General features: G+C 67.1%; 9 protein-coding genes and 1 riboswitch. Of the genes, 1 reads left to right on the forward strand and 8 read right to left on the reverse strand.

Annotation, left to right across the window (positions count from 1 at the left end):
- Positions 1–29: 29 nt before the first annotated feature.
- The 6 genes from AC11WY_RS06080 to AC11WY_RS06105 all read right to left on the reverse strand — a co-directional run bounded on the left by AC11WY_RS06080 (position 30) and on the right by AC11WY_RS06105 (position 8,857).
- Positions 30–944 (reverse strand): dihydroneopterin aldolase, encoded by a 915-nt coding sequence (locus AC11WY_RS06080; protein ID WP_482923565.1) that lies wholly within the window; start codon positions 942–944, stop codon positions 30–32.
- A gap of 111 nt (positions 945–1,055) precedes the next feature.
- Positions 1,056–1,742, reverse strand: a complete 687-nt coding sequence (locus AC11WY_RS06085; RefSeq protein ID WP_482923566.1) for a cell wall hydrolase — start codon at positions 1,740–1,742, stop codon at positions 1,056–1,058.
- Between the two features lie 182 nt (positions 1,743–1,924).
- Positions 1,925–4,495: a pyruvate, phosphate dikinase gene (gene ppdK / locus AC11WY_RS06090; protein ID WP_482923568.1), complete on the reverse strand. Its 2,571-nt coding sequence runs from the start codon at positions 4,493–4,495 to the stop codon at positions 1,925–1,927.
- A gap of 124 nt (positions 4,496–4,619) precedes the next feature.
- Positions 4,620–6,965, reverse strand: coding sequence for a glycine--tRNA ligase subunit beta (gene glyS, locus AC11WY_RS06095; protein ID WP_482923570.1), 2,346 nt, complete (start codon positions 6,963–6,965; stop codon positions 4,620–4,622).
- 4 nt (positions 6,966–6,969) lie between these two features.
- Positions 6,970–7,461, reverse strand: coding sequence for a DUF6446 family protein (locus tag AC11WY_RS06100; RefSeq protein WP_482923572.1), 492 nt, complete (start codon positions 7,459–7,461; stop codon positions 6,970–6,972).
- A 463-nt stretch (positions 7,462–7,924) separates the two neighbouring features.
- Positions 7,925–8,857 carry a glycine--tRNA ligase subunit alpha gene (locus tag AC11WY_RS06105; RefSeq protein ID WP_482923573.1) on the reverse strand — a complete coding sequence of 311 codons (933 nt, stop codon included), beginning with the start codon at positions 8,855–8,857 and terminating at the stop codon, positions 7,925–7,927.
- Between the two features lie 188 nt (positions 8,858–9,045).
- Between AC11WY_RS06105 and AC11WY_RS06110 the strand changes: the two genes are divergently transcribed.
- Complete coding sequence (locus AC11WY_RS06110; RefSeq protein ID WP_482923575.1) at positions 9,046–10,797, forward strand: serine protease; 1,752 nt, start codon at positions 9,046–9,048, stop codon at positions 10,795–10,797.
- A gap of 57 nt (positions 10,798–10,854) precedes the next feature.
- On the opposite strand, the gene folE2 is transcribed toward AC11WY_RS06110, so the two are convergent.
- Positions 10,855–11,970, reverse strand: a complete 1,116-nt coding sequence (gene folE2, locus AC11WY_RS06115; protein ID WP_482923576.1) for a GTP cyclohydrolase FolE2 — start codon at positions 11,968–11,970, stop codon at positions 10,855–10,857.
- Positions 11,971–12,065: 95 nt separating this feature from the next.
- Positions 12,066–13,247 carry an O-succinylhomoserine sulfhydrylase gene (gene metZ, locus AC11WY_RS06120; protein WP_482923578.1) on the reverse strand — a complete coding sequence of 394 codons (1,182 nt, stop codon included), beginning with the start codon at positions 13,245–13,247 and terminating at the stop codon, positions 12,066–12,068.
- A gap of 47 nt (positions 13,248–13,294) precedes the next feature.
- A riboswitch (SAM riboswitch) is annotated at positions 13,295–13,373 on the reverse strand.
- Between the last annotated feature and the right edge of the window lie 53 nt (positions 13,374–13,426).

Raw genomic sequence — 13,426 nt, forward strand, 5'->3', positions numbered from 1 at the left:
ATGCCGCAGGCCGCGAGCCAAGGCAAGAGTCACTCGCCCGAGCGTTCGACCGGAACGCGGCTTCCCGCCGGAACCGCAACATTGCTGTGAACCAGCAGCCGGTCCGCGGCCACCGTTTCGGCCAGCCACAGCGCCAGCGCCACCGGGTCATGCGCCCCCGGCCCGTCCACCGCATCCAGCACCAGCTTGGACGGCGCCCAGACCACGGTTTGGCCGTGCTTCATCGCCCAGTCGATCTCGGTCCGGCTGGCAACGACTACGCAGCGCCGGTCGCGGCCCGCCAGCACCCAGGCGTTCTGCTCGATTGCCAGAAGGTCGATCCGCTGTTGCGCCGCCTTCGCCGCCGAGCGCGGCGCGGGCGCCCCCGGCAGGCCCACCGTCAGGATCAGCGGCAGCCCGCGCGCCTCCAGCGCGGTCAGCCGTGCGGGCAGATCGGGCGCGGCAATCGCCGCGTTGTCGAGAAAGACCACCAGCGGGTGCAGCGCGGCCTCGCTGCCATCGGCCTGCACCGCGCGCAGCGGCGCCTCGGCCCGTGCACGCACGATCTCCACCCCCAGCGCGCCGGGGCCACGGTCGAGCTTTTCGACCCGCACGAAGACCCGCATCGCCTGCGGTTCGGCCAGAATGCGCTCGGCCACCCGGGCGGCCAGGGTTTCCAGCAGGTTCAGGCGTTCGGCGGCCAGTTCGGCCGCAATCGCCTCGGTGATGCGGTCGTAGGAGAGGATGCGATCGACATCGTCGTCGATCGGGGCGGGGTGCGGGCGCACCTCGACCACGACGTTGAAGCGGATGCGCTGGGTGGTGCCGCGTTCGGCCTGAAACGCGCCGATCTCGACCGCGACGACGTGGTCGCGCAGGCTGATGCGGTCGCGCGGGTCGGCGCTGGCGGTAGCCTCGGCACGCTCTTCGGGATGCGCGAAGGCAAGGCGGATGTCGGTGATCATGGGCACTCCGTCAGGCATGGCCCAAGGCCCTTGCGGGACAGTTATACCGCGGCGCCGCCCGGCCCGCCATGCCCGGCGGCGGCACACCGGGGCGCGGCTGCGACCTGTCGGTCAGTTCGAGGCCAGTTGCACGGGGTCGCGGTAGAACACATGCGAGCCGATCTGCACGGTTTCCTCGAACTGGTGCGACCAGCTCGGCCAGACCGCCGTCGTGTGGAAATGCGTGGCGCCGTCGGTCAGCGAGCGCGGCGCGCCGTCAAGGATCAGCCGCGCAATCTTGCCCGCCTTGTCATACGACCCCTGATCGTTGATCGCGTCGGTTTGGCCATCGCAGGTAAAGCTGAACTGGCAGGCGTACTTGTGCCCCGAACCCTGATTGACGACCGAGCAGATGTCGTGCGGAAAATTGGGCGAATCGGCGCGGTTGGCGATCACTTCGGCGACCGCGAATTCGCCCTTGACGGATTCGCCGCGCGCCTCGAAGTAGATCGCGTGGGTCAGGCAGGACCATTGCGCATCGCCCGTGGCGACCGGCAGCGTGTCCAGCCAAGCATCATCGTATTGCACTTGCGACGTCACCGTGTCGCCCGGCGCCACCAGCGGGGTGGTGATCTGCTGGATCCGGTTCGGGGCCACGGCCGTCAGGGCCGAGTGTTCCTGCCCCAGCAGCAGGGAGAGGCGCGTATCCACCGAGATGCCCGGATCGGCCGACTGACCTACCGTCATGTCGGCGACCGCCGCCCCGCTCATGGTCAGCAGCATCGCAATGCCGCACGCCCAGACCTTCAGCAAGCGCATGATTTCCGTTCCCGGTATCGTTCCCTCGACCCCGCCCATGGGCAGCGCCATCGGCCGGGCTAGAGAGAAAATCCGCGCGAGTCGAGCGGCGTGGCATTTATGCCACGAAAATCGGCGAAAATCCGCGAGTCGAGGGTGCTTCGGATGCAGCCGCCGCAAAGTCAAGCTGCGGCGCGGCAACACTAAACGTTTGTTTTATGGTAATTCTTCCGATCCGGGACGCGATCCGCCAATGCGAGGTGTGCCGCAGCCAGTCGCGCAACCGGAACGCGAAACGGCGAACAAGACACATAATCGAACCCGGCCTTGCGGCAGAAGGCGATCGATTCGGGGTTGCCGCCATGCTCGCCGCAGATCGACAGCGTCAAATCAGCGCGAGTCGCCCGACCGCGTTCCGCCCCGATCAACAGGAGTTCGCCGACCCCCTCCACATCAAGGGTGTGGAACGGGTCTTCGGGGAACACGCCCTGCTGGACATAGGTGTTCATGAACCGCCCGGCATCATCGCGTGACAGGCCATAGGTCATCTGGGTCAGGTCGTTGGTGCCGAACGACAGGAAGGCCGCATGCTGCGCGATCTCGCCAGCCCGGAGTGCGGCGCGCGGCGTTTCCACCATCACGCCCAGCCGATAGTCGAAATCGGCCCCCATCCGGGTGCGCACCTGTGCTGCCACCGCATCGACACGGGTCTTGACCAGTTCGACCTCGCGCTTGGCCGAGACCAGCGGGATCATGATCTCGGGCACCACCGTGGCGCCCTTGCGACCGACCTCGATCGTTGCCTCGAAGATGGCGCGGGCCTGCATTTCGTAAATCTCGGGCAGGGTGATGCCCAGCCGGACCCCGCGCATCCCCAGCATCGGGTTGAATTCCGACAGCGCCTCGACCCGCCGCGTCACTTCCGACAGCGGCTTGTCGAGCGCCTCGGCCAGTTCGCGAATCCCCTCGCGCGAATGCGGCAGAAACTCGTGCAGCGGCGGATCGAACAGCCGGATGCACACCGGCTTGCCCGCCATGATCTCGAACAGCTTCACGAAATCGGCGCGCTGCATCGGCAGCAGCCGGTCAAGCGCCGCGGCGCGATCCTTCGAGGTGTCGGCGAAGATCATCTCGCGCATCACCGTCAGGCGATCTTCGTCGAAGAACATGTGTTCGGTGCGGCACAGCCCGATGCCCTCGGCCTCGAACATCCGCGCCATCGCGGCATCGGCAGGGGTGTCGGCATTGGCGCGGATGCCGATGTCGCGCACCGCGTCGGCCCAGTGCAGAAGGGTGCGGAAGGTGTCGTCCAGCGCGGGTTCCAGCATCTCGGCCTCGCCCACCAGGGCCTCGCCGCGGGTGCCGTCAACGGTGATCACGTCGCCCTCGTGGAACACCCGCCCATCGGCCGCCTTCAGCGTCTTGTCGCGCGCGTTCACGCTGAGGTCGGAGGCGCCCACGACGCAGGGCAACCCCAGCCCGCGCGCGATCACCGCGGCGTGGCTGGTGATGCCGCCGCGTTCGGTCAGCACCGCGGCAGAGGCGTGCATGCCGCGGATGTCCTCGGGCGCGGTTTCGCGACGCACCAGAATGCAGGGCTCGCCGCGCGCGGCACTGGCCTGCGCGGCGGCCGAGGAGAACACGATCCGCCCCTGCGCGCCGCCCGGGCTGGCCGCGATGCCCTTAGCAAAGCGGTCGCGCGGCGCGCGCGGATCGACCTGCCGGTGCAGCAGTTCCGACAGCGCGCGCGGTTCAACCCGCAGCACCGCATCCTCGGGGGTGATCACGCCATCCTCGGCCAAGGCCACCGCGATGCGCACCCCGGCGCGGGACGACCGCGCGACCTTGACCGCGTCGAGAACATGCAACACGCCGGATTCGATGGTGAATTCGATCTGCATCTCTTCGCGCAGATGGGTCCGGCAGGCGGCGCCGAAGCGCAGCAGATCGGCGAAAATGTCGGGCGCCTCATCCTCCAGCGACGGCCCGCGCGGGTCGCGGATCAGGTAGATCGCCTCGCGGCCCGAGAGCGCGTCGCGGCCCTGGCTCTGGCCAAGGTAGCGCCCCGTCACCTGCGCCTGCCCGGTCACCGGATCGACGAACTGGATCACGCCCGACCCGCTGACACCCGGCCCGATCCCCAGCGCCATCTCCTGCACCACTAGGCCCAGCCCGGCCTCGGGGGGCGCGCCCTTCACCTGGCGCAGGATGCGGGCCGAGGTGCCCTCCCAGGCGCGGGCCATCGAGCGCAGCACCTCGGTCAACTGGCGCACGGGATCCTGCGGGAAGGGTTCGTCCATCTCCTGCTCATAGGCGCGCAGCGCGTTGCGCAGGTTTTCGGGCGAGGGGTCGGCCCCCGCGAAGGCCTCGGCATCAAGCCGCGAGACATGGGTGGCATAGGCCTGCACGAAGCGCAGATAAAGCGCGGTCGCCGCCGCCTCGCCCTGGGTCTCGATCAGCGCGGCATAGGAACGGTCGTTCATGCCGATGTTCAGGATGGTGCCCGGGCCGCCCCATTCTGTTTCCTCGGGCGAAGGCCGGACGGAGACCAGCGGCATCGCGCCGAAATACCCCAGGATCGCGGCGCTGTCCGGCAACTGCCCCGCCGCAATCGCGCGCACCGCCTGCGCCGACAGCGCCACCGTGCGCGGCACCGGCAGGTCGAGCCGCATCAGCCGTTGCAGGCACTTGGCGCGCCAGCCATGCACGGCCCGGCTGACCGGCGCGGTCGCCGTAACCTCGGCGAAATCGGTGACGAGGGGTTGTTTCTGCACTGCGGCGCCTTTCGGGTTCGCGGGCAGGATATACCGGTTCGGGGGCGGCGCAAGCGCAGAGGCCGGGGGGCTGTCTGCCCCCCGGACCCCCCGAGGATACTTGAGGACCGAAAATATGCGGGAGTCAGCCCTCGATCTTCGTCAGGTCGGCGACCTGCGTGCAGATCGCGCGGATGCGGTGCAGCAGGTTGAGGCGGTTGCGGCGGATCACCTGTTTGTCGCTGTTCACCTGCACGGCAGTGAAGAAGGCGTCGATGGGGGCGCGGAGCGCGGCCATCGCGGCCATCGCGGCGGGGAAATCCTCGGCCGCCATCGCGGGGGCGATGGTCGCCTCGGCGGCGTCGAGGGCGGTGAAGAGGGCAAGCTCGGCCGGGTCTTCGGCGAACTTCGGATCGGCGCCGAAGGAGTATTCGACGCCGTCCTTCTGCTCGGCCTGCGTCAGGATCGTGTTGGCGCGCTTGAAGCCTTGCAGCAGGTTCGGGCCGTCCTCGGTGGCGAGGAACGCGGCGAGCGCCTCGGCGCGTTTGACCAGCAGGGTGAGGTCGTCGTTGCCGGGCATCGCGAGGCACGCGTCGATGACGTCGTGGCGGATGCCCTGATCGCGGAGGTAGACCTTGAGGCGGTCGTGGAGGAAGGCGAGGAGATTGCTCCCTTCCTCTTCCCCGAACATTATGTCGGGGATCGAAGTCATAGATTTGTCATCACTTTCGCCGCCCGAAGGTTCCATAATTGCACGCGCGTCTTCAGCAGCTTCTTCCATGTCACGAAGCTGCTCATACAGAATCGTAAAGGAAACGCCGCTCGATCGAGAAACCTCTGCAATAGCGCGCAGCTTCTTTCGGTACTCAGGGTTCATCATCTCGAGTTGATGCCCAAATATCTTGGTCGCGACGATTTGACTTAGCCCGATCCGCACCCCATTCCCCACCACCAGCCGAATGACCCCCAGCGCCGCGCGGCGCAGCGCAAACGGGTCCTTGCTCCCCGTGGGTTTCTCGTCGATCGCCCAGAACCCCGTGAGCGTGTCGATCTTGTCGGCGAGCGCCACGGCGATGCTGACGGGTTCGGTCGGCACGGCGTCGGAGGGGCCGAGGGGCTGGTAATGCGCCTTGCAGGCGGTGGCGACGGCGTCGGGCAGGCCGGCGGCGCGGGCGTAGTAGCCGCCCATCGTGCCTTGCAGTTCGGGGAATTCGCCGACCATCGCGGATTGCAGGTCGGCCTTGGCGACGCGGGCGGCCTCGGCGGCGAGGTCGGGGGCGGCGCCGACGAGGGCGGCGATTTCGCGGGCCAGCGCCTCGATGCGGGCGATGCGGTCGGCCTGAGACCCGAGCTTGTTGTGGAAGGTGACGTGGGCGAGGCCTGCGGCCATCCCCTCCATCCCCACGGATTTCACCGTGCGCAGGTCGTTTTCCCAGAAGAAGCGGGCGTCGGACAGGCGGGCGGAGAGCACCTTCTGGTTGCCGTGCAGGATGGTTGCGCCGTGGTCGGCGGTGTCGCGGTTGGCGACGGTGATGAATTTCTCGATGCGGCCGGTGCGCGGGTTGCGGACCGAGAAGAACTTCTGGTGTTCCTTCATCGAGGTTTGCAGCACTTCGGGGGGGAGGCCGAGGAACGCCTCGCCGATCGAGCCCATCAGGACGACGGGCCATTCCACGAGGCCCGCGACCTCGGTCAGCAGGGCGCGGTCTTCGACGACCTCAAGGCCCTGGGCGAAGGCCATCGTGGTGGCGTCGTGCCAGATTGCGGCCTCGCGTTCGGCGGGGTCGAGGATGACGTGGGCGGCTTTGAGTTTCGCGGCGTAGTCGTCGAAGGAGGAAACGGCGAAGGCGGCGGGGGCCATGAAGCGGTGGCCGCGGGTGGTGGCGGCGGCGGTGATGCCGTCGAGGGTGAGGGGGACGGTGGCGGTGCCGTGGTCGTCGGTCAGGATGCAGAGGATGGCGTGCAGCGGGCGGACCCAGCGCAGCGTGCCCGCGCCCCAGCGCATCGACTTGGGCCAGGGGAAGGCGCGGATGGTGCGGTCGAGGACTTCGGCGACAATCTCGGGCGCCGGGCGGCCGGGGTATTCCGCCGTAGCCATGAGAACTTTCTTTCCCTTAACTTCGGCCACGCGAATAAGGAGCGAACCTGAATCCGAGGAAATGACGCCACCGCTCCGCAGGTGTCCGATTTTTTCCTGATACCAACTTGATGGTGCCTCCAGCCCCAAGCCTCTCAAATAGCCGGCCAAAGCATCGTCACGCGCATCAATGCTCGGTCCCTTCTTCTCTTCCCGGAGAGTCTGGCTCTCGCTGGAAAGCCCTTCCAGCGCCAGCGTGAGGCGGCGGGGGGTGGAGAAGGCGGCGGCATGGGCATAGGTCAGGCCCGCCTCGACCAGACCATCGGTGACCAGCTTGCGCAGGTCTTCCCGGGCGCGCGGCTGCATCCGGGCCGGGATTTCCTCGGAGAAAAGCTCGATGAGCAGGTCGGGCATGGGATCACTCTTCGATGGAGGTATCGACGGGAACGGCGGGGTCGAGCTGCTGCCAGGCGAAGGCGTGGCCATCGGGGAAGACCGCGATGACCCGGTCGACATCGGGGGCGACGCCCTTTTGCGCGAGGAAGGCCTTCGCCTCGCCCGCTTGCAGGGCCAGGCTGATCTTTCGGGCGTCGAAGCAGGAGAACCAGCCGGGGGCCAGCAGCGGCTCGGCCTTCACATAGGGCGCATAGCGGGCGGCGAGTTCCGAGAGCGGGGTCGCCACGGTGAAACAGGCGCGAAAGCGGATCGGCGAGGAGGTCGCGTCGATGCCGTGGAAGTCGTCGGCCTGCAGCTTGACCGGGGCGCCGCCCGCGGTGGGCACCAGCGTCATCGCAAGGCCGGGGCCAAGGGCGACCGGGCTGTAATAGGCGTATTGCTGGGTATACCAGAGCCCCGCGCCCATCACGGCGGCGGTCAGCACGATCCCGCCAGCGACGATCTTGCCGTTCACAATGGCCCACCTTGGCCGATACGGATACCCAAGAGGTGCAGGTTCCCCCTAGGGGCACGCTCAGCCATGAATTCCATTTCGACCGGGGCACTACCACGCGCTTCAAACGCCCTGACCAGCCACTCAAAGCTCGACGATCCGAGAGACGCTATATGGATGTAGCCGCTGGTTGGAGCGATTTCACCAATACCAACTAGGCCGGAAGTTCTGGAAGATCCGGCCTCAATCCGCAGTTCATTGCCATTCTTGTCTACTTGCCGGTCCGGCATAATTGTCCAGCGCACTGAGTTGCTGGACGCGACGACCTGCTTTTCTCCATTGATCTGGCGTTCGAGTAAATTAGCTGTCGCCGTGCCAGATAGCCAACGTGCCGACACTAATGGCGCCGCGGCCGGATCCCCGTTCGAACAGTCGGGTTCCAGGCTAAACCCGTAGTTCCACGAGGTTGTCCGTAGCGTGAGGGTTAACACAGCGCCATCCCCCCGCCCGCTTCGGTCTGGCGGAAGGCATCGGCGCAGCGTTTGGCCAGTGCGCGGACGCGGCCGATGTAGGCCTGCCGTTCGGTCACCGAGATCACGCCGCGCGCGTCGAGCAGGTTGAACAGGTGGCTGGCCTTGATGCACTGGTCATAGGCCGGGTGGGCCATCACGATGGTGCGCCCGGCCTTGTCGGGCTGCGGCGCGGTCAGGATACGGTCGCATTCGGCCTCGGCATCCTCGAAGTGCTTGAGCAGCATCGCGGTATCGGCCTGGTCGAAGTTCCAGCGGCTGTATTCCTGTTCGGTCTGGCGGAAGATGTCGCCATAGGTCAGCGGGATGGGCGCATCAGGATCGTTGAACGGCATGTCCATCACATGGTCGATGCCAAGGACATACATCGCGAGGCGTTCAAGACCGTAGGTCAGCTCGCCCGAAACGGGGTGGCAGTCGTGGCCGCCGACCTGCTGGAAATAGGTGAACTGCGACACTTCCATGCCGTCGCACCAGACCTCCCAGCCCAGACCCCAGGCGCCGAGGGTCGGGCTTTCCCAGTCGTCCTCGACAAAGCGGATGTCGTGCAGCGCGGTGTCGATGCCGATCGCGTCGAGCGAGCCGAGGTAGAGATCCTGCATATCCGGCGGCGAGGGTTTGATCAGCACCTGATACTGATAGTAGTGCTGCAGGCGGTTGGGGTTTTCGCCATAGCGCCCGTCGGTGGGGCGGCGCGAGGGCTGCACGTAGGCTGCCGCCCAGGGGCGCGACCCGAGCGAGCGCAGCGTGGTGGCCGGGTGGAAGGTGCCCGCGCCCACTTCCATGTCGTAGGGTTGCAGCACGGCGCAGCCCTTCGCGGCCCAGTAGGCCTGAAGCCGCAGGATGATTTCCTGAAAACTGCGGGGGGTTCCTTGCGTCGCGGCCATCGTCCACCTCTTGGAAAGCGCGTTCTCCATAGGCAACGGGGGCGGCAGGGTCAATTGCGGCAGGCGCTGCGCCGTGGAATATTGACGTGCATCCGGGGGCCCGTCTGCTAGGGTTTGGCGGGCTGCATTTTTGGTGCGATGAAATAACAAGGGAAAGCAGAGGCATGCGGACGGCGTTGATACTCTTTGTGGCATTCATACTGACCGGGGTGGCGGGACCGTCCGCGCAGGCTCAAACCTCCGCGCAAGCGGTGGCCTGGGTGCAGATGGTGGCCGAGCCAAACCTGCAACAGGCCGAGGACACCGTGCGCGGCTATTCCCGCACCTTCCAGAACGTTGCGGGCTTCGCGCTGCCCGCAGGCTGGTATGCGGTCGTGCTCGGACCCTTTTCGCCCGACGATGCGCGGACCGTCTTGCAGAACTACCGCGCCCGTGGCGCAATCCCCGCCGACAGCTATGTCGCCGACGGGCATGACTTCGGCGCGCAGTTCTGGCCCGCCGGTGCCACGACGACGACACCCGACCCCGCGACGACCCCGGCGCCCGCAGCGGATGCCCCGGCGCCCGTCGTGACCGCAGCGGCCGATCCGACGCCCGGCGCGAGCCTGCCCGACGAAACCCCCGCCGAGGCGCGCGCCGCCGAAGCCGCCCTGACGCTGAACGACCGGCAAGAGGTGCAGCGCGCCCTCGGCTGGGACGGTTTCTACGCCAGCATCATCGACGGCGCCTTTGGCCCCGGCACGCGCAGTTCCATGGCCGCCTGGCAAAAGGCGCAGGGGGCCGATCCGACCGGCATCCTGACCTCCGCGCAGCGCAAGGCCCTGCTGGATGGCTACCACGGCGACCAGGCGGCTCTTGGCCTGCAAAACGTCACCGACGCCGACGCCGGAATCGCCATCGACCTGCCGATGGCGATGGTGGGTTTCGCCAGCTACGCCCCGCCCTTCGCCCGCTACGACGAAAAGGCGGGCAGCGCAGTGCAGGTGCTGCTGCTCAGCGAGCCCGGCAATTCCGCCACGCTCTCGGGCCTCTTTGACCTCTTGCAAAGCCTTGCCATCGTTCCGGCCAGCGGCGCGCGCACCCTGACCGACAAGATGTTCGACATCGCCGGGACGGACGACGCCCGGCACACCTACGCCCATGCCGAAGTGACGGGCACGACCGTCAAGGGCTATCTGATCAGCTTCCGGCCCGAGATGGAGACCCGGATGGCTCGCGTGCTGGCGGCGATGAAGGCCAGCTTCAAGTCCAGCGGAACGCAGGCGCTGGATGCGACGATGGTGCCCCTGTCGGACGCGCAGAAGCAGGGCATGGTGGCGGGCCTCGACATCCGCAAGCCGGTGATCGCGCGGTCGGGTTTCTTCATCGACGCAGGCGGCGACGTGCTGACCACCACCGAGGTTCTGAACGACTGTTCGCGTATCACCTTCGGTGACAACCACGCCGCCACGCTCGCCTATCGCGACGATGCCCTGGGCATCGCGCTGTTGAAGCCGCAGGGCGCGCTGTCGCCGATGGCCTTTGCCCGGATGGCCACGACCGCGACGCAGCCCCATTCGCCGGTGGCGGTGGCGGGCTACTCCTATGCCGGGGCGCTGCTGTCGGCGACGCTGACGCTGGGCACCTTCGACGAGGACAAGGGCCTGAACGGCGAGCCCGACCTGCGCCGCCTGACGATGAGCGTGCTGCCCGGCGATGCGGGCGGGCCGGTCCTTGACGCGGGCGGCGCGCTGGTGGGGATGCTGCTGCCGCGCACCACCGACCCCGCCAAGGTGCTGCCAGCCACGGTCGCCTTCGCCGCCGGGGCCGCCCCGATCGCCACCGCGATCGCAGGCCAGGGCGCGACCCTTGCCGCCGCTGACCCGCAACCGCCGATGCCCCCGGAAGACCTTGCCGTGCTGGGCGCGAAGATGACGGTGCTGGTGTCCTGCTGGCACTGACGCAACAGGCCGGGGCGTTGCGGCGCCCCGGCCTGCTGATTGCGGATCAGGACGGCCTCAGCCGACGTGATAGAGCGAGTTGAACAGCCGCGGTTCCAGGCTTTCGGTGGCGAAGGTCGGCCCCTCGGTCAGCACCGACACGGCATCGTGGCTGTGCAGGCTTTCCTGATGGCTCGCCACGATGCGGAAATCGCCGATCCGCGCATCGGCCAGCAGTTCCGCCGCAAAGCTGCGCGCCGCATCCTCGACAAAGATCGGGTTGGCGGCGTTCAGTTCGGCGAACGCCTGTTCATCCTCGCGCTTCACCATCACCTGCGTCTCGGTCGGCACGGCGGCGCGGCAGAGGTCCACCAGATCCTCGAACCACAGGCAGCCCTGATCCTTCACCGCCACGGACACCCGGGCCACCGAACGCTGCGAATGTGGCGTGGCAAGCTGGCCGCGATACTTGCGGGCGTGTTCGCTGAGTTCCAGCGAGCAGGGGCAGGTCGAGGAATAGACATAGTCGAGGTGCATGATCTTCTTGCGCAGCCCCGCCCGCTCCACCAGTTCCAGCGCGATGTCGTAATACTGGTAACCGCTCAGCCCGGACCGGAGTGAACGAACTTTCATCGGGAAAGAGAAACGCATCTGGATGCGCGCGTCGAAGCTTTCGAGGCTGGCCTTGTAGTCGTCCAGCGCCGCCTCGATCACTTCAAAGCTGAACGTCCGTTCGGCATGGCCATAGAAGCTGCGCATGATGCGCGACATGTTGATGCCCTTCTTCTCGGCCTCCAGGCTGACGGTGCCGGTCACCGAGGTTTCCAGCGTCAACTCGCCCCCACCCTGCCCGTTGGAGGAGCGGGTGTGAAACCGGATCGGCAGGCGGAAGTTGGAAATGCCGACATGCTGAATCTGCGTGCGCGCGCCGACGATCAGGCTGGCCGGGCCGTTCTGAAGGTCGGGCAGGCTGTCCTTGTAGCCGTCGTCCACGGCGAAATCGGCCGGGTAGCTTCGGCTCAGGCTCGGATAGACCGCCGCCTCCATGCCCGGCAGCAACCGCGTGACGGCGGGATCGAGCCGCGCAATCTCCGCATCGCTCGACCTGCCCGCCCAGGCGCGCAGCAGCGCAAGTGCCCGCTCCGCGTCCTCGCGGGTCGGTTTGCTGTCGAAGTCCGGGAAATGGATGTTCATCGGATCTCTCCCCTGCGTGGTCGCAGCCCCCGATAGATGGGGTGGCTGCCACCAGAGTCCAGTCTACTGGAAAGGTCTACGCCGGATACGACAAATCAGATCAGATCGAGACCCGCGCGCAGGTCGGCCAAAAGGTCGCCCGCATCCTCCAGCCCGACCGACAGCCGGATCAGACCGGGCGTGATGCCCAGCGCGGCCTTCTGGTCCGCCGGCAGGCGCTGGTGGGTTGTCGTCGCCGGATGAGTCGCGATCGACTTCGCATCCCCCAGATTGTTGGAAATCTTCCAGATTTTCAGCCCGTCGAGCATCCGGAAGGCGGCCTCTTTGCCGCCCGCCACGTCGATCGACAGCATCGTGCCCGGCGCGCTGAGCGTCGCCGTGGCCAAGGCGTGCTGCGGATGCGACGGCAGGCCCGGATAGATCACCCGCGCCAGCCGCGCATCGCCCTCCAGCGCCGTCGCGATGATGCCGGCACTTTCCGCCATCGCGCGGCAGCGCAGATCGAGCGTCTGCATCCCGTTCAGCATGATCCAGGCCGTGAACGGGCTCATCGAGCCGCCGGTGTGCTTCATGTAGGGTTCGAGCGTCTTGCGGATGAACTCCCTCGTGCCGCAGATCACGCCGCCCAGCGCGCGGCCCTGCCCGTCGATATGCTTGGTGGCGGAATAGACCACGACATCGGCGCCCATTTCGACCGCACGCGAAAACACCGGGGTGGCGAAGACGTTATCCACAATCACCAGCGCGCCCTGCTCATGGGCGATCTCGGCCACCGCCCTGATGTCGATCATCTCCAGTGTCGGGTTGGAGATCGACTCGAGAAACACCGCCCTGGTGCCCGGCCGCACCGCCGCGCGCCATTGCGCAAGGTCGATGCCGTCGACAAAGGTCACCTCAACGCCGAACCGGCGCAGCACGTCCTCAAGGATGTAAAGGCACGAGCCAAACAGCGCGCGCGAGGACACGACGTGGTCGCCCGCCTTCAGCATCGAGGTCAGCGCGCCGTTGACGGCGGCCATGCCCGAGGCGGTGGCAAAGGCGTCCTCCGTTCCCTCCACCGCCGCGATGCGGTCTTCGAACATGCGCACGGTGGGGTTGCCATAGCGGGCGTAGATGAATTCATCCTCGCCTGCCTTGAGAAAGCGCGCCTCGGCCTGCTCGGCGCTGTCATAGGCAAAACCCTGCGTCAGGAAGATCGCCTCGGCCATCTCGCCATACTGGCTGCGGCGGCTGCCGGTGTGAACGAGCTTCGTGCGGATGTTCCAGTCGTCTGCCATCTGGCGCCCCTTCGCGAGCAACAAAAAACCCCCACCGCGAAAGGCGTGGGGGCCGTGCCCTGCCCTCTTTAGCGGTTTGTTTAACGTGGCCCGCAATCCGGTGAACAAAGCGCCACGCGGCGCGGCATACGCCCGCTGTGGCAAAACGTCAACACGGGGGTGCCGTCATGCGGCTGTAA

Source organism: Solirhodobacter sp. (genome assembly GCF_964715405.1).